The organism is Paraglaciecola polaris LMG 21857 (genome assembly GCF_000315055.1).
GTDB lineage: Bacteria > Pseudomonadota > Gammaproteobacteria > Enterobacterales > Alteromonadaceae > Paraglaciecola > Paraglaciecola polaris.
Window position 1 is genome coordinate 21518 of sequence record NZ_BAER01000083.1, and the last position, 24460, is coordinate 45977.

22 protein-coding genes are annotated in these 24460 nt (G+C 42.3%); 11 read left to right on the forward strand and 11 right to left on the reverse strand.

Features of this window, described 5'->3' with window-relative positions; genetic code table 11:
* Positions 1–64: 64 nt before the first annotated feature.
* The 4 genes from GPLA_RS14725 (at position 65) to GPLA_RS14740 (ending at position 5822) form a co-directional block, all read left to right on the forward strand.
* Positions 65–1882: a putative bifunctional diguanylate cyclase/phosphodiesterase gene (locus tag GPLA_RS14725; RefSeq protein WP_226993120.1), complete on the forward strand. Its 1818-nt coding sequence runs from the start codon at positions 65–67 to the stop codon at positions 1880–1882.
* 93 nt (positions 1883–1975) lie between these two features.
* Positions 1976–3811 carry a DUF294 nucleotidyltransferase-like domain-containing protein gene (locus tag GPLA_RS14730; protein ID WP_007105733.1) on the forward strand — a complete coding sequence of 612 codons (1836 nt, stop codon included), beginning with the start codon at positions 1976–1978 and terminating at the stop codon, positions 3809–3811.
* Positions 3812–3833: 22 nt separating this feature from the next.
* Positions 3834–4514, forward strand: a complete 681-nt coding sequence (locus tag GPLA_RS14735; RefSeq protein WP_007105734.1) for a 3'-5' exonuclease — start codon at positions 3834–3836, stop codon at positions 4512–4514.
* Positions 4515–4649: 135 nt separating this feature from the next.
* On the forward strand, positions 4650–5822 hold the full coding sequence (locus GPLA_RS14740; RefSeq protein WP_007105735.1) for a tetratricopeptide repeat protein: 1173 nt from the start codon (positions 4650–4652) through the stop codon (positions 5820–5822).
* A gap of 82 nt (positions 5823–5904) precedes the next feature.
* Here the strand turns inward: GPLA_RS14740 and GPLA_RS14745 are convergent, their stop codons facing one another.
* The 5 genes from GPLA_RS14745 to GPLA_RS14765 all read right to left on the reverse strand — a co-directional run bounded on the left by GPLA_RS14745 (position 5905) and on the right by GPLA_RS14765 (position 10836).
* On the reverse strand, positions 5905–6744 hold the full coding sequence (locus GPLA_RS14745; RefSeq protein WP_007105736.1) for a 2OG-Fe(II) oxygenase family protein: 840 nt from the start codon (positions 6742–6744) through the stop codon (positions 5905–5907).
* A gap of 77 nt (positions 6745–6821) precedes the next feature.
* Positions 6822–8030: a NupC/NupG family nucleoside CNT transporter gene (locus tag GPLA_RS14750; RefSeq protein WP_040514938.1), complete on the reverse strand. Its 1209-nt coding sequence runs from the start codon at positions 8028–8030 to the stop codon at positions 6822–6824.
* Positions 8031–8076: 46 nt separating this feature from the next.
* Positions 8077–8700 carry a uridine kinase gene (udk, locus tag GPLA_RS14755; protein ID WP_007105739.1) on the reverse strand — a complete coding sequence of 208 codons (624 nt, stop codon included), beginning with the start codon at positions 8698–8700 and terminating at the stop codon, positions 8077–8079.
* A gap of 311 nt (positions 8701–9011) precedes the next feature.
* Positions 9012–9947, reverse strand: a complete 936-nt coding sequence (locus GPLA_RS14760; protein ID WP_007105740.1) for a hypothetical protein — start codon at positions 9945–9947, stop codon at positions 9012–9014.
* On the reverse strand, positions 9937–10836 hold the full coding sequence (locus tag GPLA_RS14765) for a PhnD/SsuA/transferrin family substrate-binding protein (protein ID WP_226993121.1): 900 nt from the start codon (positions 10834–10836) through the stop codon (positions 9937–9939). Before GPLA_RS14765 ends, GPLA_RS14760 begins: the two co-directional genes overlap by 11 nt.
* A gap of 387 nt (positions 10837–11223) precedes the next feature.
* Between GPLA_RS14765 and GPLA_RS14770 the strand changes: the two genes are divergently transcribed.
* Entirely contained in the window at positions 11224–14388 is a 3165-nt protein-coding gene (locus GPLA_RS14770; protein WP_007105742.1) for a TonB-dependent receptor, read from the forward strand.
* 70 nt (positions 14389–14458) lie between these two features.
* Positions 14459–15643: an endonuclease/exonuclease/phosphatase family protein gene (locus GPLA_RS14775; RefSeq protein WP_007105743.1), complete on the forward strand. Its 1185-nt coding sequence runs from the start codon at positions 14459–14461 to the stop codon at positions 15641–15643.
* A 75-nt stretch (positions 15644–15718) separates the two neighbouring features.
* Here GPLA_RS14775 and argR read toward each other — a convergent pair whose 3' ends face one another.
* Positions 15719–16183 (reverse strand): transcriptional regulator ArgR, encoded by a 465-nt coding sequence (gene argR / locus GPLA_RS14780; RefSeq protein WP_007105744.1) that lies wholly within the window; start codon positions 16181–16183, stop codon positions 15719–15721.
* Between the two features lie 165 nt (positions 16184–16348).
* Between argR and mdh the strand changes: the two genes are divergently transcribed.
* A complete protein-coding gene (gene mdh, locus GPLA_RS14785; protein ID WP_007105745.1) occupies positions 16349–17284 on the forward strand; it encodes a malate dehydrogenase in 936 nt (311 codons plus the stop codon).
* A gap of 98 nt (positions 17285–17382) precedes the next feature.
* On the opposite strand, the gene GPLA_RS14790 is transcribed toward mdh, so the two are convergent.
* Together GPLA_RS14790 and GPLA_RS14795 are read right to left on the reverse strand one after the other, a co-directional pair.
* On the reverse strand, positions 17383–17988 hold the full coding sequence (locus tag GPLA_RS14790; protein WP_007105746.1) for a DUF2726 domain-containing protein: 606 nt from the start codon (positions 17986–17988) through the stop codon (positions 17383–17385).
* A gap of 133 nt (positions 17989–18121) precedes the next feature.
* Complete coding sequence (locus GPLA_RS14795; protein ID WP_040514940.1) at positions 18122–18520, reverse strand: hypothetical protein; 399 nt, start codon at positions 18518–18520, stop codon at positions 18122–18124.
* 132 nt (positions 18521–18652) lie between these two features.
* Between GPLA_RS14795 and GPLA_RS14800 the strand changes: the two genes are divergently transcribed.
* A complete protein-coding gene (locus GPLA_RS14800) occupies positions 18653–19186 on the forward strand; it encodes a DUF2937 family protein (protein WP_007105748.1) in 534 nt (177 codons plus the stop codon).
* Positions 19187–19329: 143 nt separating this feature from the next.
* Here the strand turns inward: GPLA_RS14800 and GPLA_RS24225 are convergent, their stop codons facing one another.
* From GPLA_RS24225 to GPLA_RS14815, 3 genes are all read right to left on the reverse strand, one after another.
* Positions 19330–20433 (reverse strand): EF-hand domain-containing protein, encoded by a 1104-nt coding sequence (locus GPLA_RS24225; protein WP_007105749.1) that lies wholly within the window; start codon positions 20431–20433, stop codon positions 19330–19332.
* A gap of 275 nt (positions 20434–20708) precedes the next feature.
* The gene (gene erpA, locus GPLA_RS14810) at positions 20709–21053 is read right to left on the reverse strand and encodes an iron-sulfur cluster insertion protein ErpA (RefSeq protein WP_007105751.1); all 345 of its coding nucleotides are present in this window, start codon (positions 21051–21053) and stop codon (positions 20709–20711) included.
* Between the two features lie 113 nt (positions 21054–21166).
* Positions 21167–21871, reverse strand: coding sequence for a DUF6776 family protein (locus GPLA_RS14815; RefSeq protein WP_007105752.1), 705 nt, complete (start codon positions 21869–21871; stop codon positions 21167–21169).
* Positions 21872–21984: 113 nt separating this feature from the next.
* Here GPLA_RS14815 and GPLA_RS14820 point away from each other — a divergent pair, with 113 nt between their 5' ends.
* The 3 genes from GPLA_RS14820 to GPLA_RS23750 all read left to right on the forward strand — a co-directional run bounded on the left by GPLA_RS14820 (position 21985) and on the right by GPLA_RS23750 (position 24414).
* Positions 21985–23664 (forward strand): chloride channel protein, encoded by a 1680-nt coding sequence (locus tag GPLA_RS14820; RefSeq protein WP_007105753.1) that lies wholly within the window; start codon positions 21985–21987, stop codon positions 23662–23664.
* A 36-nt stretch (positions 23665–23700) separates the two neighbouring features.
* The gene (hemJ, locus tag GPLA_RS14825; RefSeq protein WP_007105754.1) at positions 23701–24129 is read left to right on the forward strand and encodes a protoporphyrinogen oxidase HemJ; all 429 of its coding nucleotides are present in this window, start codon (positions 23701–23703) and stop codon (positions 24127–24129) included.
* 117 nt (positions 24130–24246) lie between these two features.
* Positions 24247–24414 carry a hypothetical protein gene (locus GPLA_RS23750; RefSeq protein WP_193362953.1) on the forward strand — a complete coding sequence of 56 codons (168 nt, stop codon included), beginning with the start codon at positions 24247–24249 and terminating at the stop codon, positions 24412–24414.
* Positions 24415–24460 lie beyond the last annotated feature (46 nt).

Genomic DNA, 24460 nt, shown 5'->3' on the forward strand with positions numbered 1-24460 from the left:
GAGCACGGCTCTGCGTTACTGCACTTTATTGCTTAGATTTATGATTAGAATATAGATGACCGAAATGAGCCGTACTCTCCAAATCATTTCAATTCAGCACGAACTGGCTATGCACATTGGTTTGGATCTCAATCTAGACAAAATGCTGCAACTTTTTTTAGACAGAGCAAAAAAGCGTTTAAGTCTACGCCGAGCCGTTGTGTTTAAGGAGGCCCCTAGGGCTGGCAAAGAAAATGATTTGCTTTGTTATCCCTATGACCATAGATCTGACGAAGTGAACGACTGGTTGGTCGAACAGGTATACCAGTTTAATCAATTGGACATGATGACGTTTTGCCACAAAAAAGGGCAAAGCTTCTTTTATCTGTTTAAAATTCCGCATTTTGGCGCGATTAGCTTTGAGCGAAGAATACAACCCATAGATGACATAGTGTTACATGCACTGCTACCGCTGTTTGAGCGCTTAGCCGTGAGTTGCCAAGCCTGTTTGGAGCATCAAAAACTTGTTGATGAAATCAAGAATCGTAAGGCAATCGAAGAACAACTTAGAAGGCAAACCTATCAGGATGTATTAACCGGATTACCTAACCGTAAAATGTTAAGCATCAATTTGCAAAGCCTGCTGATAAATGTTCAGCAGCGGGGGCAGTTTGGTGCGGTATTTTTTATTGACTTGGACAGATTTAAGTTAATCAACGATACGTCGGGCCATTCTGTAGGTGATGAATTGCTGATCAATATTACCAGTCAATTGAAAACCTGCATTCGCCGTGATGATACCTTGGCGCGAGTGGGTGGCGATGAATTTATCTTGTTACTGAGCAATATAGGCAGTGATGAGCAAAGCGCTGTGACGAGGGCAACTAAGGTAGCCGATAAAATGCTCGACATTACGCGTGAGAGTATTGAGCTATCTCACTGTTCTGTGTATACCAGTTTTAGCATAGGGATTGCTTTGTTTCCCTCTCCTGAATTGAGTGCGAACTTAACCATTGGTGAGCAGGCTAAACATCTCATCAAACATGCAGATGTTGCTATGTACAAAATTAAGCATACGAGCCGTAACGGTTACATGTTCTATCGTCAAGAATTACAAGTAATGTCAGCATTTCGTTCTAGTGTGGAGCAACGCCTTCATATCGCACTACGTGAACAATTGTTTAGCTTATATTTTCAACCGCTCGTGGATGTTGACGGTAAGGTTGTGGCCGCTGAGGCATTAATACGTTGGCATGACGAAACGTTAGGCTGGGTCGGTCCGCAAGACTTTATACCGGTAGCGGAGGAATCCGGGCTTATTGTTGATATTGGACTTTGGGTTTTAAGGCATACTTGCGAGTTGATCGCGCAGAATCGCGATTGGTTTGATAGGGGTAAATTACGTTACATCAGTGTCAATATTAGTCCTCGCCAGTTCAGCCAAGCACATTTTGTTGAGCAGATATTAGCAGTGATAGATGAGTATAATATTTCTCATTCATACTTGCTATTAGAAATAACGGAAGGTGTAGCCATGGAAAACATTACCACTGCTATCAGTATTATGAATGCCTTAGCCGCTCACAATTTGCATTTTATGTTGGATGATTTTGGAAGTGGTTATTCGTCGTTATCTTATCTGCATAAGTTGCCATTAAAATCCGTCAAAATCGATCGTAGTTTTGTGGCTAAAATTGATCAAAGTGCAGATAATCAGGTAATTGTCGAAGCCATCATTTATATTTCCCGGCACTTTTCGTTGGAGTGCGTCGTTGAAGGGGTAGAAACTCTCGAAGAACGGGCGTACTTTAGTGATAAGGGCGTCGCAGCGATCCAAGGTTTTCATTTCTTTAAGCCACAACCCGAAAGCGCATTTGTTGCATTAATAAACGCAATCCACTAAGCGCACTTCTTCATTAATATGTACCGAATTTATCGATAACTAAGGTATTCTTTTGTTCTGCGCTTTATTGTTAGTTATTGGTAGAAAATAGTTATGAATCATATTCCCCAGCATACATTAGAATTTCTGCGTGATTCCGCTCCCTTTGATTCATTGAACGAACAAGAAATCAATGTTCTGGCGCAATCTATTACTGTTGCCTACTTTAGCCAAGAAGATGTTACCGGTATTTTAAAGCAACAACAGGGCGCATTGTTTCTCATCTACAATGGTCAATACTCGGTGCAAGACTCCGCAGAAGCTGAGCGTCATGTCAGTGATGGAGATTATTTTGGGTGTGATAATTTATGGCAAAAACAACCAAATGAGATCACGGTTAAAGTAGACAGTCCAGGCTTAGTCTATTGCATTCCCAAAAAGGGTTTTGCGCAATGCGCTAAAAATCATCCTAGTATTGAGATATTTTTTCGAAATTACACTTCAGAGCAAATTTACACTGAGCAGGTAGATGATTCCAAGTCTATGTGGTTATATAAACCGATCCGAGAGGTTATATCGGATGGGGTCGTGAGTGAAGATATCCACAGCAGTATTCTGCAAGGCGTGCAGAAAATGTCCCATAGCAGCGTGTCGTCGCTGGTGATAACGGATAAGCAAACTTTGGTCGGTATATTAACTGACAGAGACATACGCAATCGAGTGGTCGCCCAGCAAACCGATGTAAACCTATCGGTCAGTGAGGTCATGACCCGAGATCCAGTGAAAATTAATGATCAGCGCACTTTATTTGACGCGCTATGCATGATGACAGAGCACAATGTTCATCATTTACCGGTTGTCGATAAAAATACTGGTGTGCCACTTGGCATGTTGACCGCTAGCGACATGATCCGCCACCAACGTGGTAATGTATTATTTGTTATTAACGAGCTTACCAAAGCCCCTTCTCTGTATGATTTAACACGATTGTCTTGGCAACTTCCTCATTACTTCTCTAAACATGCCAAACGTTTAGGTGATTTTGATATCGCGGGCAAAGTGCTATCTCAAGCAACCGATATCATGACTCGCAAGCTGATTGGTTTTTTTCAACAACAACATGGTGAAGCACCGTTAGCGTTTTGTTGGTTGGTTTATGGCTCGCAAGCGCGAGAAGACCAAACGATGGGATCTGATCAAGACAATGGCATGCTATTTTCGACAGAGCCGAATCCTGAACAAGCACAGTATTTTGCCGATATGGCCGAGTACGTGTGCAGAGGACTTGATAAATGCGGGATCAAGCTGTGTACTGGCAATATTATGGCCAGTAACCCAGAATTGCGTTTATCGGTAGAACAGGCGGTCGCCCAAGCGGAGTCTTGGGTAAGAGAGCCAAGCCCTCAAGCTATTTTAAACTGTAATATTTTTCTTGATGTACGTGCGGTTGCAGGGAATCGTTTTTTACTCAATCAATTGCATACTGAACGTAAAGAACTGCTCAAACAGTCCCGATTTATTGCGGCCTTAACGCGCCACGCAAGTGAAGGGCATGTTCCTTTATCTATGTTTCAAAAATTTGTTTACAAAAAGGGCTTAGGGAAAAAAGATTGTATCGATTTGAAAAACAGCGGCGTGGCGATCATCAATAATTTAGTGCGTATATACTCCTTAGCCAACGGCTTAACTATGCCGTCTATTCCCCATCGTTTAGATGGACTGTTAACGCATTCGGGATTATCCAGTAAAGATGTCAAAAATCTACGGGATATTTGGTTGTTGTTTAATCGATTACGCTGGCGTCATCAAATCCAAAACAAAGTCACCGACAACTACGTCTCAATCAGTGACTTATCGTCCATTGAGAAGTACCAATTAAAAGAAGCCATGCGGGTTATTCGCCGTACTCAGCAAGCTGCCGTGTTTAAGTTTGCCGGCGGGTTAGGCTAATCGAGACTAAGAGGGATATTTAATGTGGCAAAAAATACGTAAGTGGTTTGCCCCTAAACCACAAATACCTCCAGAGTGGTTAAATATGCCGTTGAGGGAAATACCTTTTCTGTGTATAGATTTAGAATTGACCTCACTTAACCTAAACGATACTAAAATTCTGTCAATTGGTTGGGTTGAAGGAAAGGGTAAGCAGATAGCGATGCAAAGCTGTTTCTACCAAGTCGTGTCAACGACTGCCTCGTTAAACCAAAGCCCAGTCATACACGGCTTAACAGCCCAAGATATCGCCCAAGGCCAACCAGTGCGTATTGCGCTTGAAGAGTTGAAACAATATGCCAGCAGCCACATTTGGGTTTTTCACTGTACTGGTTTGGACATGACGGTTCTAAACGGTGTATTTAAGAAGTTGAATATTCCTTTACCTACCGTAGTTACGCTAGACACCTTGCGCTTTGGTTTATACCAGTTGACTAGAAATTTACGCCCACCACCGCCGAATGCTGTTGTATTACCTGTATGCCGTGCGCGTTATAATTTACCTGCAGTACCCGCGCACAACGCCCTAGACGATGCTATGGCGACGATGGAATTACTCTTTGCGCAAATCCAAAAGTTTGCTCCCCAAAATAGTGACACCTTAAAAAGTCTGCTGATTACGGATGCCATTGACGTATTTCCAGCGCCACTTGATCAGCTCTGAATATAAACCATATAAGTATGTGTAAATTCTACGTTTAGTGTCTGTTAATATAATGTTGCAAAATATACCTCTGAGCTATAGTAAAAAGCGCTCTTTTTAACTAGATTTAAAGGAGTAGCAAAGAGGAGAAGTATTGTGAACCACTTTACCAAGCAGCATACATTCTGGTTAGTTCTTATCTTTACGTTTATGTTAACAGCATGTCAGAGTGCGCCAATCGTAAAACACGTATCCGGTCCCATTTTTGATGATGAAGCCTTCCCTAGTGCCAAGCACATTTCAATAGAGTCAGAAAAAGACATCTTCCGTTTAGATAAAGAAGCAAGAACTTATGTTCAGCAAACAGTTGGCCATATACAAGATCCAATCGAGCGTACGGAAACCCTAGCACGCAGTATATTTAAGCGTTTAAATTTCGACTTACTTTACCGGGGCGATGCAAATACGACGGCCAATGAGACATTTCATAATCGGGCCGCAAATTGTTTGTCTTTATCGATTATGACCTACGCATTGGCCAATGAAGCCGATTTAAGTGTACGTTTTCAGGACATTCAAATACCTGAATATTGGACGCGTCGAGAAGGCGTAAGTTTGTTAAACGGGCATATTAATTTACAGATAATCCCCCAAGCGCGAAGCACCAACTCGTTTTATTTATATAAACGTGGGTACCAAATTGATTTTGATCCACAAACCCAGAAGAAACACTTTCCGCGAAAAATCCTTAGTAAAAACCAAGTGATTGCAATGTTTTACAATAATAAAGGCGCTGACGCCCTGATCAATAATGAGCGAGATTTAGCCTACGCTTATTTTTCAGCGGCCCTAAAAGTAGAACCAAACTTTGATTCAGCCTTAGTGAATTTGGGTTTCTTATATCGAGTGTCTAAGCTATTTGATTTAGCTGAGCGGGTATATTTAATAGCGCTGGCATCGTCGCCTGATAATTTAACTGCCTGGGAGAATTTAGCCTATCTCTATGCATACTCAAATAAACCTGAGCAGTCTGCTGAGATCCTTGCCCGTGTAGAAAGCAAACGATTACGCAACCCTTATTACCATTTGGATTTAGGTCGAAGGGATTATGACAGTGGGGACTTACAGCAAGCGTTAGCACATTTCAATCGTGCACTTGCTATCGATAAAACGCGTCATGAAATCTTTTTTGCTTTAGCAAAAACCTATTTTGCTCTTGGTGAGGTAGCAGAAACCGAACGTTATTTGAAGAAAGCGAAGCGCACCGCTAAGAACATGCAGGAGAAAGAGTTGTACCAAGGAAAGTTAGATTTACTGAGTCGTTCTTAATAAGCGAATTTTCGTTTAACATGAACCTACCTCACGGATGGCTATCCACAAGGTAGGTTCTAATGGGGGTAGCTAAATCTATTTATGCCACGCCCAGTTCCCGCAAACGTTCAGCCAAGTAAGATTTGGCTGTATGTCGTTCAGATAAAACGACCTCGGGACGTGGATGCAAAAACAATGGCAGTGATATGCGTGATTTAGATTGATCAGCACCTTTAGGATTAATGACCCGGTGTGATGTTGATGGGAAATATCCCCCTGAGGCTTCCTGGAGCATATCTCCAATGTTGACAATTAAGGTTCCGAAATCACAAGGTACGTCGATCCACTCATCTCCCGTCCCTTTAACCTGTAAGCCGGGTTCGTTAGCGGACGGTAAAATAGTCAACAGGTTAATGTCTTCATGTGCTGCCGCGCGAATTGCGTCAGGCTCTTCAGCACCCGTAATGGGTGGGTAATGCAAAACCCGCAATAATGTTTGATCACTATCTTTCGCCATGCCTGAAAGCGGTTCACTGTATAATGCGGCCACTTCTGAAGGTGAATACTTCTCAACCCAAGCAAGTAATTCAGACGCTAAGTTGTTGGCGGCCTGATAATAATCTTGTAACTCTTGTTTCAAGTCTGGTGGGCACTTCCCCCAAGGGTAATAATGAAAGTATTCTTTAATATCTTTCTTTTTAAAACCTTTGGCGGTCTCTGATACTTTGGTAGAGAAAAAACCATCATGGCTTTGATTATCGAATGCATAATGAAGTTTATCATCACGGTTAAAAAAAGCCTGCCAGTTCTGATAGATACTCGTAACAGTAGATTGTTCAATGGGGTGGTTTTTAAGTACACCAAAACCCGTTTGGCGTAGTGATTCTACGAATTTTTTGTCTGCGTCAGGCGCTAGATAATCGACGGCTAGCAATTGCATAATATTCTTTCCTGTCTGTCGTGTAGTGTGAATGGAGTGCCCACCTTGGCATTCATTCCTTTATTATGAGTAATGGTTCAAAGACTCAAGTATAGGCCAGCTAGGGCGGCGCTCATTAAATTGGCCAAGGTTGCGGCTAATACAGCTTTGAGGCCCAATTGAGCTATTTCTTTACGTCTGGTAGGCGCCAATGCGCCGATCCCGCCCATTAATATTGCAATGGATGAAAAGTTAGCAAAGCCACACAGCGAAAATATTACGATAGCTTGCGTACCAGGTGACAAATCCGCCTGATATTTCAAAAAGTCTACATAAGCAACAAATTCATTGACGACCATTTTCTGTCCAATAAAGCTACCCGCAAGGTTGGCTTCATCCCATGGCACACCTAAGGCCCATGCTAGGGGTTGAAAAACGTATCCCAGTATGACTTCGAAACTTAAGTTTTCAATGCCGACAACTCCGCCGGCCCAGCCAATGAGGCCGTTTAATAAAGCGATAAGCGCAATAAAAGCAAGCAACATGGCGCCAACATTGAGCGCTAAGTGCATACCTGAGGCTGCACCGCTAGCTGCTGCATCGAAGATGTTAGCGTACTTGTCTTCCTCGTTATCGACTTCAGCTAGTTCGTTCTTAACTTCTTGGGTTTCAGGCATGATGATTTTAGCCATCAGCAAGCCGCCGGGAGCAGCCATAAAACTAGCGGCCAACAGATACTTTATCTCGACTCCCATACCCGCATACCCGGCCATGACGGAGCCCGCAATAGAGGCTAACCCGCCAACCATAATGGCAAACAGTTCCGAACGTGTCATATGCGGAATAAAAGGTTTAACGACGAGGGGGGCTTCTGTCTGGCCAACAAATATATTGGCAGCGGCTGACATGGATTCAGGACGACTTGTTTTAAGTGCGAACTGCAAGAATCCGCCTATTAAACGGATAATCCAAGACATGATACCCAAATGATAAAGGACGGTGATTAATGACGAGAAAAATACAATAACGGGCAACACGTTAAAAGCAAAAATGAATCCTAAGGATTTGTTCCCTAATTGACCAAAAATGAAATCAATACCTTGTTGGCTATATTCGATAATATTTTTGACGTAGACCGTCAGGCCTAATAAAAAGTCTTTTCCTGGAGGGAAATACAGTACTAATGCGCCAATTATGGCTTGAATGGCAAATGCTCCACCCACGGTGCGCCAGTTTATTGACTTGCGATGTGCAGAGAGCAATATCGCAAGAATGAACAGAACGGCGATGCCAATCAAGCTGACCATCCTAACTCCTTAATTATTGTTATTATGTCGTCGTTATTTTATCGGGCTAAAGTAAAGTTTGCTGAATATGTGATTTAATCACATCCAGGGCAATACGATTTTTCCCGCCTTGGGTCACAATCACATCGGCAGTGAAACGACTAGGTGCGATAAATTGATGATACATAGGCTTAACAGTCGATTCGTATTGCTTCGCAACGGAATCCAAGGTGCGACCACGTTCAGCGATATCGCGTTTCATGCGCCGTAATAAACAAATGTCTAGGGGCGTATCAACAAAGATTTTGATATCGAATAAGGGTTGTAACTCTTGATTCGCTAACAACATAATACCTTCAATAATGATAACCGGTGCTGACATTAGTTTTTCGGTCTGAGCCAAGCGTGTATGCGTTTTATAGCAGTAGTGAGGATAATCAACTGACTGCCAGTTCTTCAGGGCTTGTAGATGCTCAACTAATAATTCATGTTCAAATGCTTTGGGGTGATCATAATTATTTTTTTCGCGTTCTTGCATCGGTAGATGATCTTGAGCGCGGTAATAATGATCTTCACGAAGAATTTGTACATGTTTACCGTCTTCAGAAAATTCTTTTAATAAATTCTCAGTAAACAGCGATTTACCCGAGCCAGAAGCACCGGAGATAGCGATAACGAGAGGGGCAGACATACTACTCCGAATTGATAGATATGAGATTGCTTGAAAGATACCAGCGAACGGTGAAAAAGTCAGTTTTCACAGCCCATTTATATAGCAATTTTTATGACAATTCGTAAACCAGTACAATGTCAGCCCCATTGGTTAACATTAACGCAACAAGATTACGGTTTGTTGACCAACTGGTCAAGTTTGTTTGTATGAAATTTTCTGCTACTCATGAAGCCAGAAAGTTTTTTGGTAGGCGGATAGACGCATTTTACACTTAGGATTAAGTATTTGAGCGTCTAGACTGAGCGTCAGTGTTGCGTGAACTCTGATGGTTATTTTCCAATGAAGAGAACCTTATCTGCTTTAATATTAGGCAATGCATAATTATGTAACTTTGAACGTGAACCTTCACCTTGAGCTTTTGGCGGATAAAATTGTTCTTTTTCATCTTGGTAGTCGACGAATATATCATCCAGCGCCGAACGAATTTCACTGAGGGTTTTATCTAAGTTTGCAGCAAAGTCAGGACGTTTCCGCTTTGTGTGACCTAAATCTATTAAGCGGTAAAAGTACTTGTTTGCTGTTTGCACGAGTTCATCAGGTACATCACTGCTATTGCTTAAATTGGCACTTTTATCTTGTATGCAAAAATCAACTAAGGCAGCGTAAAAACAGAAGGGCTTATTGGGTAAAACTATCGCGGTACTCGTATCGATATAAGCTAATGTTTTACTTTTTAAATCGATGATTAACTGATGGCTCGCGATTGTTTCTAGTTCGTCCATCACAGTAGCGGCTTTATTATGTGAGGTACGTAGTTTCCGTATACATAACAGGCTGATAATTAAGGCCAATAAAAGTGGAATAGTGCCAAAATAGTCTAAGAAAGTCAGCGATTTTGCTGCGTACTGAATGACGATTTTTTGGTCATTTGTCAGCAAATATGCTTCTAAAGGCGCTTTGGCTGGTATCACATCGGGGGCTGCAATCCCTTGAATGCTGATCACATATAACGGCGAAGACTGTAGATCCAAAGCTGCATTTAGGTCAGATAAATAACGACTGACAGAACGAGAGTCTGCAACGGTTTTAAATTTTGGGTTAGCTAGCCGGAGTTTTGGCAGATCGATTGCAATGCGCTTCTCAACACTGGCTAAAGATTGTGTCTGGTTAGCAGTGGATTGAAAATGTACTCCAATGACAAATGCGAACTGAAATATCAGCCATGACAGCACAAATACCGCAGCATATATAAATTTATTTTTCATCTGGCACCGGTATCTTTGCATTTAAAGGCAACTGGCAGTGGTTGGGGATAAGTTGCAGCTGGCTGTAATAATCTGACTGTGTTTTGCTTGATAGTTGCAATAAAGTTTTTTGAATTTCACAAATCAAATCAGTATTTTGGGTCTCCATTTTTAAATACCATTTGCTGCCGCTTACTTTGGTTTTTATCGGTGTAATATAATTTGCCGAGAAGCGTTGATCATCGATATCTTTCCAAAATGACGAGATGATATCCACGCTACCTGTTGCAAGAAGGTCGCGCAGTGCCTCATGAGAATTTACATACACAATATCCATATTAGCTTCTGAAATGCCCAGCTCATTCAGTAGTCCTTTAGGTACAATATGCCCCGAGCGGCTGCTAGGGTAGTCCAACAGCCCCAAGCGTTTACCCCATAAATATTGTTTAGTCAGTTTTGGTTTTTCTTTTAAGGAGATTAAATAAGTGGAGTAGTCTTTGTATTGAGCTACAGTTTGGTATCTATAAGTCGTTTCTGCAGCAAAAGCCAACATGACATTTTCTTTGACCAAGGCAAGATCAGCAATTCCTTTACCTACATACTGAATAATTTCTTGCTCGTTGTGGCTCCACTGCACGGTGACCTTACCGTATTGACGATTGAGCGTTTGGTTGCTACATAATGCAGAAAGAAGTTTGCTCGCCATTCCTTGATCGGTTATAAATGCAACAAATTCGTCACTATTTTTTACCGATTTTGTTTGGCAAGTGAGCGATTGCGAAATTAAATTAGATAAATTTTCACTTTTTATTACGCTTGAATAGACACCTGCATACCAGCTGGCGAGCATAAATATTCCGGATAGGATGGGCAAGGCAATCGCGTTAATCGACAAAATTCTTTTCTGCACTCAAGTTCGGTATTTTTACTTGTTGTACTGATTTGACCAGTTAGTCTTACTTAAAGCAATAGGTAAATTTATTTGAAGGCGGTAAGTTATTGATTTAAAATAATTAATAATAAGAAGTTATGAATGTTGTTGAGGGGTTTTTACTTAGCAAAATTTGTTCACACTGGCTAAGTCAAAGTTTGTCACAAATCGTGTCACCTCATGACGTATAAAAATAAAAGTGACCGTTTACAAAGAAAATAAGAAAGCGGGCAGGGAATTTTTGACCAGTTAGTCAAATTTTTTGGTTACTGGTCAGTGCAGTAATATAAATGCAACATAAAAATAAAATAATAGCGGCATAAAAATTAACACGATTTAATACTCACAAACCTTAGGAAACACACAATGCTAAGAAAAACTAAACTCACCAGCATCGCGCTTGCGGTAGCCATGTCATTAGGCATGTCTTCTGCTGCTCTTGCGCAGGAAACGTCTTCAAGCATAGGCGGTACAGTTCTTTCACAAAGTGGTCAATCAGTATCAAACGCAACAGTTACTATCACAGACACCCGCACAGGGGCTGTGAAAGTGTTGACTACTAACGAAACCGGTCGTTATAACCTTCGTGGTGTGCGTGTTGGTGGTCCTTACACCGTAGAAGTGATGGATCAATCAGGCAATAAAACGGTTGAGCAAGGTGTTTTCTTGAATTTAGGCGAAACTAAAAGCCTTAATTTAGATTTAGCCACTCAACAGGAAGAGAACCTTGAAACTATTACAGTAAGCGGCCGCGTAACCAACGCAACCTATGGCGCTTCTGGACCCGTGGCTAACTTTAGTTTATCTGACTTGGAGGCAGCTCCTGCCATTAACCGTGATATCAAAGACTTAGTACGTATCGATCCGCGTATCTACGTAGATGAAGCTTTCGGCGACGGTATTCAGTGTGCCGGTGCTAACTCACGTTTTAACAGTTTGACGGTCGACGGTATCCGTACCAACGATAACTTCGGGTTGAATAGCAATGGTTATCCAACCATTCGAATTCCTTTTTCTTATGACTCGATCGATCAAGTCGCAGTGGAATTAGCACCTTTCGATGTTCAGTACGGTGGTTTTACAGCATGTAACATCAATGCTGTGACTAAGTCTGGTACAAATGAATGGCATGGTGGGGCTTTCTTCGACTATACCAATGACTCTCTTCGTGGTGATCAATTGGAAGGCGAGAAGCTAACGGTAGGCAACTTTAACGAAAAGCGTTACGGTTTCAATGTTGGCGGCGCATTAATCGAAGACAAATTATTCTTCTTCGGTTCATATGAAAAACTTGAAGGGGCGACGTTGTTTGACCGTGGTTCAGCAGACTCAAATCAAGCTGTTCAGGTTGCAGGTGTTTCTCAGGCTCAACTAGACCGAATTGAACAAATAGCTAACGATATCTACGGCTATGATCCGGGTGCATTTACAACTAGCATTCCGGTAGAAGATGAAAAAATCATGCTTAAACTTGATTGGCAGATTAATGCCGATCATCGTGCGTCTCTTGTTTACAACTACAACGATGGTAATACTATCCGTGAATCTGATGGGGATTCTGACGAATATGAGTTTTCTAACCATTATTATGAGCAAGGCGGAAAATTAGAGTCATATGTAGGGTCTTTATACTCTGATTGGTCTGATAATTTCTCAACCGAATTACGTATCGGTACCTCTGACTACGATGCAAATGTAGTTCCTTTAGGCGGAACAGATTTTGGTGAAGTTCAGATTTCTACCGAAAACGACGGTTCTCGTGCAACTGTTTATCTGGGTGCCGATGATTCTCGCCATGCTAACAAGTTGAGTTACAGCACAGATACATTGAAGTTGGCTGGTACCTACACAACAGGTGACCACATTATTACTGGTGGTTATGAGTTTGAAAGTTTAGATGTTTTCAACTTGTTCGTGCAAGAAGCTGAAGGTGAATACCGTTTCGGTTCTATTGATGATTTCGAAGCTGGAACGCCTTTCCGTATCACTTACGAAAATGCTGCTGTAACCAATGACGTTAACGATGCTGCTGCGGCTTTCTCTTACGATATCCATACTGCTTATATCCAAGACGAGTATTACTGGTTAGACCAAGATATGACGATCACCTACGGCCTTCGTTATGACTGGTACTCAAGTGATGATTTGCCGCCTGAAAACCCATTTGTTGAAGAAACATATGGTTTCTCTAATCAGCAAAACTTAGACGGTATCGATTTGCTTCAACCTCGTTTGGGCGTTAACTGGATGTTGACAGAGCAGTTAGAAGTGCGAGGCGGTGTTGGTTTGTATTCGGGTGGTAATCCTAACGTTTGGTTGTCTAACAACTATTCGAACAATGGTGTAATACAAGTAGAGCAGCAAGACCGCTCTGGCACATCTGTATTTGACATGGCGTTCACTGGTGAAGGTCGCCCAATTTATGATATTCCTCAAGACTTGTTTGACGGCGTTGCTAGCGGAACAGCCTCTAACCGTGGCCTTAACTTCCAAGATCCCAACTTTGAAATCCCATCTGAGTGGAAATATGCAATTGGTGGTACATATACGTTCGAAAACGACTATGTATTGATGGTTGACTATTTATATTCTAAGAAGCAAAACGCTGCGATTATCAGTGATGTTTCACGCGTTCTTACTGACCAGACAGCGCCTGACGGACGCCCAATTTACACTAGCAACGGCCGTTCACAAGATTACTTGTTGACCAACGTCGATGGTGATTCAGGTGATTCGACGTCAATTTCATTGGCCTTAAGTAAGACCTTTGATTTCGGTTTAGATGCATCATTTGCTTATGCTTTCACCGAATCAAATGAAGTTAGCCCTATGACTAGCTCTGTAGCGTTCTCGAACTACACAAGTACTGCAGTTTTTGATCCTCAAAACCCTGGCATAGCAACCTCTAACTTTGAAATACCTCATCGCTTCACGCTTCGTTTGTCTTATAAGCATGAATTCTTTGACGGATACAATACTAGCTTCAGCCTTTTCGGAACAGCGAACGAAGGACGTCCTTACAGCTACACGTTTGATAACCAAGATCGAAATGATGGCGATAACTTCCTTAACGATACATTGGGGCAAAGCGACAGCAATGACCGTCAGTTGGTTTATATCCCAACAGTTAATGATGCTAGCGTAATATACGGTGAAGGGTTTGACTTAGATGCATTCAATGCGTTTATTGATGCGGAAGGCCTTACTCGCGGTGAAATCATGGACCGTAATAGCGTTAACAGTGACTGGTGGGTTAAGTTCGACGTTAAAGTTAGCCAAGAATTCGCAGGCTTCTACGAAGGTCATAAAGGAAGTGCCTTCATCGTTATCGAAAATATTGGTAACTTGTTGAATGATGATTGGGGGGTTTTGAAAGAAGCGTCGTTCCCACGTCAACAATCTGTAGTTGATGCTTCAATCAACGACGCAGGTCAATATGTTTATAACGCATTTATTACGCCTGCAGGACAGACTAGAGTGGCTGATGCGTCACTTTGGGAAGTTCGAGCTGGTGTTAAATACACGTTCTAATCATTAATTTGATAATGCTAAGAAGCCGGCTCTTGTAGCCGGCTTTTTTATTTGTTTAAGGAAATCATAAATGTATAAAGCGTTAATCTTAATCGCATTATGGATGGGAGTGGTGTTAGTGAGTCAGGCACAATCGATACGAATTGGGACGTTTAATGTGAGTATGGAAGCGAGTAATTACTTACCTAAAAATCATCAGCCAACAGGCGCCGAGCTGTTTGAGCGTCTCGCCTCGGGTCAACATCAGCAAATCCGCAATATTGCCGAAATCATTCAACGGGTTCGCCCTGATATTATCCTGCTTAATGAATTCGATTACACTGGGGATGATGCTCAAGGTGTGCGGGCATTTATCAAGAATTACTTGGCGTTTTCGCAACACGGCGCTGACCCTATTGATTACCCCTATCATTATACGGCGCCGGTAAATACAGGTGTGCCCTCTGGGATTGATTTAAATCACGATGGCTCGAGCGCTGAAAACGGTGGCGATACGTTTGCTTTTGGTCTTTATCCTGGTCAATACGGCATGGTGATACTGAGTCGCTTCCCGATTGAGACGGCACAAATAAGAACGTTCCAGCACTTTCTGTGGAAAGATATGCCAAATGGGCTCATCGATAGCATTAAAAACGATGACGGTGAGGATTGGTATTCTGCTCAAGCTCAGTCTGTTTTTAGACTCTCTTCAAAGTCTCACTGGGATGTTCCAGTAAAAATCAATGGCAATATTATACATGTATTGGCTAGCCACCCCACACCACCGGTATTTGATGGACCTGAAAACCGTAACGGGAAACGCAACCATGACGAGATTCGCTTTTGGGTAGATTACATATCGGGTTCACCAAAAGCTGATTATATTTATGATGACAAAGGCGTGTCTGGTGGTATTAGCAGCGAAGAATTTATTATTCTAGGGGATTTAAACGCATCAATTGAAGAAGGAGATGCGGACAAAGATGGAATTCAAGCATTGCTGAGCCACGAGGCAATGAATGTCAGCGCGATACCGACCAGCAAAGGTGCATCGTTACACACTAAAAATAATGCCTATGCGGCAACTCACACGGCTTTTTGGCGAATGCGGGCTGATTATGTATTACCAAGTACCAAACTAGGTGAGGTGATTGACAGCGGCGTATTTTGGCCTGCGCCGCAAGACTTTCAATATCGTCTGATTAAAGATCGCCAATCATCTTCCGATCATCGTCTAGTGTGGATTGATGTCGAATTAGAATCTGGCCACAAATAAAAACATAATCATTTATTGTGCTCACCTCTTTAACAAAGATACAGAGAGTGAGCGGGCCCAAAGGGGAGATTGATACTAAACATTTTCAAAAAGCGCTTCGACACGCACGCGTATTTCTTCAATTTGATTAATATCGGATGGGGCGATAAAAATAGTGTCGTCACCAGCGATAGTGCCGAGCACGCCATCTTTTTGACTCAAGGAATCGAGTAACCTTGCTATCAATTGTGCTGCGCCAGGGCTCGTGCGAATAATGATCATGACATTGTTGTGTACTATGTCTAATACCAACTGACGCAGTGGGCTGCGAGCGGTAGGCATACCTAGCTCGGGCGGCAAGCAATACACCATATCGCCCCGGGCGTTACGTGTGCGCACCGCACCAAATTTACTGAGCATGCGTGACACTTTAGATTGACTAATATTATCAAAGTTTTGCGTTTTGAGCGCGTCGACAATATCGCCTTGAGATCCAAAGTTTTCGGCCTTTAAAATATCCTTAAATGCCTTGATGAGTTCTTCTTGCTTATTAGTAGCCATATATTCCTCTGTTTATGCTGGCTATTTTGCCTTAGTACTTGAAGTTAAGCAATTTGCCCATACATAGAAATTCGAACAATTCCAGCTCAGCATTTAATTGTTTTTTCGCGGGTCTTGCATTAGTGTTTCGTTCGCGAATTGATTAGCATTCCACAGGAGAGAATTATGAAAGTAGCGGTATTAGGTGCAGCTGGCGGTATAGGCCAAGCGTTATCATTGTTGTTAAAGACTCAATTGCCAGCTGGCACAGAACTCGCCCTATATGACGTTGCCCCCGTTGTACCTGGCGTTGCAGTTGATTTAAGTCACATACCCACTGATGTTAAAGTCGAAGGCTTCGGTAAAGACGACCTAGATAAAGCATTAGCCGGTTGTGACATTGTGCTTATTCCCGCTGGTGTGCCACGTAAACCAGGTATGGATCGTTCAGATTTGTTCAACATCAATGCAGGTATTGTTAAAAACCTAGTTGATGCTGTTGCAGATAATTGCCCTAAAGCCTGTTTATGTATTATTACCAACCCGGTTAATACGACAGTGGCTATCGCTGCTGAAACGTTGAAGGCTAAGGGTGTATACGACAAAAACAAATTATTCGGTGTGACGACCCTAGACGTTATTCGTGCAGAGACATTTGTCGGTAACTTACGTGGTCTGAATCCAGCTAACGTACATGTTCCTGTTATTGGCGGTCACTCGGGTACGACAATTCTACCTTTACTTTCACAAGTTGAAGGGGTTGAGTTTACTGACGAAGAAGTAGCAAGCTTGACAACACGTATTCAAAACGCGGGTACTGAAGTCGTTGAAGCTAAAGCTGGCGGCGGATCTGCGACCTTGTCTATGGGTCAAGCAGCGGCACGTTTCTGCTTGTCACTGGTATCTGCTATGCGCGGTGAAAACGTAGTGGAATACACTTATGTTGAAACCAACAGCGATGATGCACAGTTCTTCTCACACCCAGTTCGTTTGGGTAAAAATGGCGTAGAAGAAATTCTACCTTATGGTGAGTTGAGTGATTTCGAGCAGAAAGCTAAAGAGTCAATGTTAGAAGGCCTACGTGGCGACATTAAATTGGGCGTTGAATTCGTTAACAACTAATTCATATTCCTAGTTAACAAAAAACCAGCGAAAGCTGGTTTTTTTATATTTGTTATTCAGCACATTGATATTACTAACTCTGTGTAACTAACAGAATTTTACGCCGCTATGGGGTTTTGTCCCAAAGGTTTGGTTGGGCGAGTTGCCACGTTTGGGTCTTTTACCTGACCGGCCGTCCCTGATATAAGGGGGGTATTGCTTGATGCAATGCGCACCGAGGCGAGCTTAGCATCGATACATTGACGAATATCTTGTGCGGTATAGCCAGAACGAACTTTTATACGTACATGAGGAATACGAGCTGCATCCAATGCACCACTGACAAACCAATCGCGTTGGCGCTTATATCCATCTTTACCATTTTGATTAGCGTGAACTAAATCAATGGCTATAACAGGTGACATGTCTTCTCTGGAGCACAAGACGAAATCGAGTTGACGACCACTGGTTCGACTAAATGCACTTTTGCTGGTTTTCTTATTGACGCTTTCACGGGTCGCCACTACATCAGATAGCTTTACCCGGCACATAATACGAAACTGGTTGCCAACAGCCTCATCAATCAGCGTTACAAAACTGCGCTCGACGGGGGTGAATAGATTCGTCTTTTTCTTAAACGGAAAGGTTAAACTGGGTTCATTCAATTTCACAGCACCAATCGCTACCACGATTAATATCATCATTAAGATAATTGCCAATTCCATACTTGCTCCTAAAGGCCTGCCAAAATTTTGACAGTTGTTGCCTGTGTTGTTACTTACAGGAGATATAGCAAAGACAATGCCAGACGTTGGGCTAAAAGTAGATAAGTAGAATCAGGGCATAAACAATTCTATGTCAACTAGGGTTGACCAGTATATCCACTTGGCTGCCGTCACCATCTGGGGATATCACGATGATTTTTCGGTTATCAGTTAGGCGTATCAATATACGGTTTTGCGACACGCCTTGCGTGATAGGTCCGTCTATTTGTTGACGGAAGAATGCTTGGAGCTCGTTAGGGGACACCTTACTATGATAAGTTAATGATGCTGGTAACGTGTCGGCAAATATATGGCAGGCACTTGCATCATTAGAAAGCACCGTACCATAAAAGGATGTCGGGCAGTGTGCACCAAATGACATAGCGATTTGGCTGCTCAAAACAGGGTTTGCTGCTTGCGCAAAGCTACTGAATAAAATAGTCATTGAGCAAATAAACATTGTTGGTTTGTACAATGTAACTGGATTAAACATAACGCCCCCGTGAAAGAAGTTTTATCATAGGTGCCAAGCTTGGCCTAAGCAATCTCAACCGCTCAAATTTGGGTATACAAAACCGCGCTAGGGTATGAGTGTAATCGGGAGCATGGCTTAAATGGGAGACGTATGAGGATCATAAGAGAATATTTGCGACTTGCTATCTTTGCGATAGGCCTATTGTGCGGTGTGCAAATACCCGCATTCGTTGATCAGTACCAGAAGCGCGTGGATGCCCATTTACTTGAAGCCCAGCAGAATTTGGCGGGATTTAAACTCACGGCTGAACGTTATTTTGAGGGCGATATCGAGAAGCTAATTACGCATTATCGAAACAGTACTGACAGCGTTTTTAAACGTGATGCAGAAAACGTGCAACTAATATTTGAGCGGGAGCAATCCTTGCAGGCACAGTGGGACAACCTGAGTGCAGGGATAATTAAACGAGCTTACTATTTACTGACGGATCACAATCCGCAGATTTTGCAAGAAACAGTCAATCAGTACAGTTATACGGTGCCTTTGAATCCTTCTGCGCTGGGCTGGGGTATCGGCATTGCTTTATTGTTCGCTGCACTATTTGATATGTCTATGGGGGTATGTGTCAAAACTTGCTCAGTGTGTTATCGAGCGGTGCGCACGAGTCACAAACCAGCGAGTTAAAGGGGGATTTTTATCAGTCTTGCACAATCATGATAGGGCTCGAGCCTACCCTTTTTAAGCCCTGATTTTGATGCAAAGCATGAAAAAGCCGGGCTCCTTATGGATCCGGCTTGTGTGTATAATTACACTATCCAATAAATTAATTATTCAGATTCATATGGAAAGCGTACTGAATACCGAGCGGTTAATTGTTGACCTTTTACAAAAGTATCATATTCTTGCTGGCTAATTTTGTCATCGCTGTCGATATCAGCATTATCAAAGTGTTCGGCAATTTCCGAGTTTTTAGCTTCCTCTCTACTGATAAACCCATCGGCATTCACATCCACTTCTGCAAACTCTTGCTTGATAGGAGCGGGTTGCTCTGGAGCCTTCAGCGCCGGATTGTCTTGTTCTAAATCGGAGTTAATTTTTTCGTCCGAAGATTCAGTCATTTTATGTTTAGCGTTGTTACCTTGCTCAGACATCTGTGCTTTTTTACTTTCATGGGCTTGTTTTAATGTATCTTGCTCCTGGATAGCCAGCTCTTTTGCATTGTCTAGTGCGTTTTGAGCATTGGACTCAGCATCCTTCATCGGGTCATCGAGCGTTGTATTGGCATTAACGTCATCATGATTATCATGTTGCGTGAGTTGTTTTTCGGCCATAGCGTTGCTGTTTTGCGCCTTCGCTGAAATTGCATCTTGCTTTGCTTGGCTTAATTCATGTTCGACTGCAGATTCTGTTTCCTCAGCATTCATCTTTGCATCATCCATACCTGAGTCATCCATGTCTGAAGCATCCATGTCCGAATCGTCCATGTCTGAAGCATCCATGTCTGAATCGTCCATGTCTGAAGCATCCATGTCCGAATCGTCCATGTCTGAAGCATCCATGTCTGAATCGTCCATGTCTGAAGCATCCATGTCTGAGTCATCCATGTCTGAGTCATCCAAGGCGTTTTCTGGATCTGAATTTTCCGTTTCAGCGTTATCCATATCCGCGTCGCCGTACATGCTCACATAGGTATTAAACTCATTCGGACTGAGTTGTCCGTCGGCATCCTCATCGACTTTAACAAAGTAATTCCACACATTGTCCTTGCTCGCTTCACCTTGTGAGATAAAGCCATCTTCGTCTTTATCTAGCGTTGCGAAGGTACTATCTGCGGGCGTAGGAGCCTGTTTATTGTCCATATCTTGTGGCGCCGCAATTGCGGTTGTGGCTAGGATACTGCTGATAATTGATGCTAAGGTTAATTTTTTCATAATTCGTTCCTCGGTTAGCGTTTCTCCGTAAATCACTTAGGAGAGGTTACTTTCAAGGAAGGTAATACATAACCCATGCCACCTGTAAATAGTTCTTTATTTCAAGTGGTTAGATAGCTTTGGCTTAGACGTGTTAATTGAATGTTACGTAACTTTGGCGGAACAAATGAAAAAAATTCACGCAAGTTTTAGCAAAAAGGACATAAATGGCAGGGATAAGGGTAAACAAAATGCGGGAGACCATTTTGCAACAGTTCCCACAAGTATTGCTGTTATTACACAGTAAATGACGCGCCGCAGCCACAGGTTGTGGTGGCATTCGGGTTATTTACCAAAAAGCGCGAGCCTTCAAGGCCCTCGGTATAATCTACCTCGCCGCCGACTAAATATTGTAAGCTCATCGGATCGACGACTAATGTAACTTGGTCTTTATCAATAGTGGTGTCACCTTCATTAACTTTTTCATCGAACGTGAAGCCGTATTGAAAACCTGAACATCCGCCACCTGTTACGTAAACGCGTAATTTCAAGTTAGGGTTTTCTTCCTCTTCAACTAGCGCCTTAACTTTACGTGCGGCGGCGTCGGAGAATTCGATAGGGACTGCTGTTTGCACCGACATAAATTACCTCTGTGTATACAAATGAGTGAATTGGGATAGCGCGGGTCTGAACGTTTTACATAAACGAGCTAACATAATGAGGGCATTATCTAATACCTGACTAATCTAATCAACTATTCGCTCGTCGATAGTGCCCAATCAAAGGTTTTATTTAATTCTCCTAGCTTACGTTTGTACTTATACACTTGTGCATTGATGACCACCTTCTCCGGTAAAAAGCTTTCTGGTAACTGAAATTCACATTCCAGCATTTGAAAATATTTGAAACGAAATGACAGTGCACCATTTTCGTGTGCGTTTAATTGATCGAAATTATAACTCACAGGGCGGCCGTTTTCGCTGCCATGTAATTCTAAGTTCACATTGCCATTGAGTGTTGCTTTAATTTTATCTTGTTGTAATAACACTAATTTAAAACGGAAATATCCTTCACTTAAGGTTTTCTCTATTGCAAAGCCATCAATGGCAAGGCCAGTAGCGGTTAGTTCAGGTGCCATCACCTGCTGATAAAAGGCCAGTTCTTTTCGCAGTGAATCTTCTCGGGCAAGCGCGTGTTCTACATCTTCGGCTAGTTTGCGTTGAGTCGATTTTGCTATGTCTAGTTCGACGCTCATCACATTTACTTGCTGTGAAAAGTTGGCATTTTCTGAGCGCAAACTCTGACTACTGCTTGTTAACTGATTTAATAATTGCTGCTGTTCTTGGCTCAAATTAAAGCCAAAGGAAAAAGCTAAGGATGCCGTTACTGCTAATATAAAAAAACACACTGTATAGAACTGGTAAGGACCAAAACGTCGCTTTAACTCTGAATAATTCACAAATTGCTTGACCCTGTTAGCACAATAAAACCAAATAAATAAGGTAACTCCTTACATTACAGCGGCTTGTGGTAAGATATTGCCATTCTGTAATATATTAACAGCGCTAATATATGTCCCTTGATGCATTTCGACAAGAGCTGGCTACCCCGCGCACCTCTATTCAGTTGTGTTTGCTGGGTATTATTGGTGGAGTGTGTGCTGCATCTTTGATTATTTTGTTTCGCTTGAGCGTCGAGTGGCTGCAGCTCTTGTACCTCGACGAAGTGAATAATTTCACGTCTTTATCTGGACTCGAACGCCTTCTTATGCCGTTAATTGGTGTCTTTTTGATCCTGTGCGTGGCTTATTTAACGGGTTTTAAACACTATCGTATGGGGATCCCGTTTGTCATTCACCGGGTGAAACAGCGTTTTGGACATATACCTCTACGCACTACTATTAACCAGTTTTTCGGTGGTGCATTCGCGTTGGCCAGTGGGTTTTCTGTGGGGCGGGAAGGTCCATCTGTACATCTTGGTGCCGCTGGTAGTAGCTTTTTTGGGCAATGGCTTAAATTACCGCACAACAGTATTCGTATTTTGTCTGGCTGTGGTATCGCGGCTGGTATTTCTGCTTCATTTAATACACCTTTTGCTGCTGTTATATTCGTGATGGAGGTGGTGTTACGCGAATATAAGATCCACATTTTTATTCCTATTATGTTAGCCGCTGCGTGTGGCACGGTTATGACCCGGGCGGTATTTGGCCAAGCCCAAGAATTAGATTTCATTGAGTTTTTTGAGTTCAGCCGCTGGATATACCTATATTTAATTATTTTCGGTATTTTGCTCGGAGGCCTAGCAACGTTATTCAATAACGCTCTGATGAAAGTAATGCATATCTTTCAGCGCTTTAACATGATTAAGCGCCTGCTAATTGCGGCAGTCATCACTGGAATAGTAGGCTATATATTACCTCAGGCATTAGGTGCACACTTTTTCTCGGTGCACGATATGGTATTGCAACAACAAGACGTGTTGTTACTTGTCGCTGTGTTGTGCGCCAAATTTTTCATCACTATTATTGCAATCGGGTTAGGGATCCCTGGTGGGATTATGGGACCGGTGTTTGTGCTTGGGATGTTAAGCGGAGCTTTACTTGCTGCACCTTTAGGGCTCGCGGTGGATAACATTGAGCAACTAAGCGGTAGTTTTGCGTTACTGGGAATGGCTGGGTTAATGACCTCTGTGGTGCATGCGCCACTTGCTGCATTATCCGCAGTTATGGAGCTGTCTTATAGCCCTGAACTTATTCTGCCAGCGATTCTGGTGATTGTGCCAGCTTATGTCACATCTACGCAGTTTTTAGGTAACAGTTCGATATTCATTCGTCAGTTAGATTATCAAAAATTGCCCTATAGCACTTCATCGGTGCTGGAAGCCTTGCAGAAAACCGGTGTATTGGCTGTGATGGACAAGGAATTTAAGCTGTTCAATAATGCCCAGCAACATCATATTTTACAATTTTTGGAAACCTCACCTACTCACCCTGTCGTGCAATGCAATAGCGTTGAAATCGACGTGCAATATTCCCTTGTGCAATATGATATTAGCCTTAGCCGGGAAGAGTCATCGTTGGCTTTTTATACCATGCAAGGCGTGCCGTTTCAGTCTACGTTAGCGGAAGTGTACCAATTATTACAAAGCAGCCGTGAAGGAGCTGTGTATGTGTATGAAAATGAGCCGAGCAATATAACAGGTGTCATCACCTGGAACATGCTGCGTAGCTATTTACATAAAGCTCAGTACTAGCGGAGTCATGACTATTTTTCACGCGGAGAAGGTTAAATGAGCATATTATGGCTCAAGGCGTTACATATATTTTTCATGGTGGCATGGATGGCAGGGATCTTCTATTTGCCCCGACTATTTGTTTACCATGCGCAAACGGATATTCAAGCCGTGCGGGATCAATTTAAAGTGATGGAACGTAAATTGTGGTTTTTTATCACCCCCTTTGCACTACTCACCTTGATATTTGGCATCAGTCTTATTTACCAATACGGCACTTCGTGGTTGGCAAGCTCAGGTTGGTTACATCTCAAATTGCTATTAGTCGCATTGTTGTATGCTTATCACTTTTATCTTTACCATCTGGTAAAAGTATTCGCTCGAGACGAAAATACCCATTCATCACGTTTTTATCGCTTTTTAAATGAAGCACCTGTTTTGGTTCTACTGGCAATTGTATGTTTAGCTGTAGTGAAATTTATTTAACCCGACGAGTGTAATGTAAATATTTGTAAATCATGGCATATCTAGTTTGCGTTCAACGTGGCATTTGCTAATCTGGAAGGGTAAAAATCAATTCGAGAAAGTCATAATATGGATGTTGTGCAGATTAAATTACATACCCTCCTACGTCAGTCTGACGTCGCCTTTGAAGAATTTAAAAAGTATCCCAATTCTCCCGACAGCGCGAAAGCATATGAAATTGCAAAATTAGCATTAGATGCACATATTGCCAATATGCGTATCTCGTTTGAGCAGCGCTCGAAATAAAGGTTTTGTGTTGAAATACCCTACTTACCACTAAATGTGCTTACTT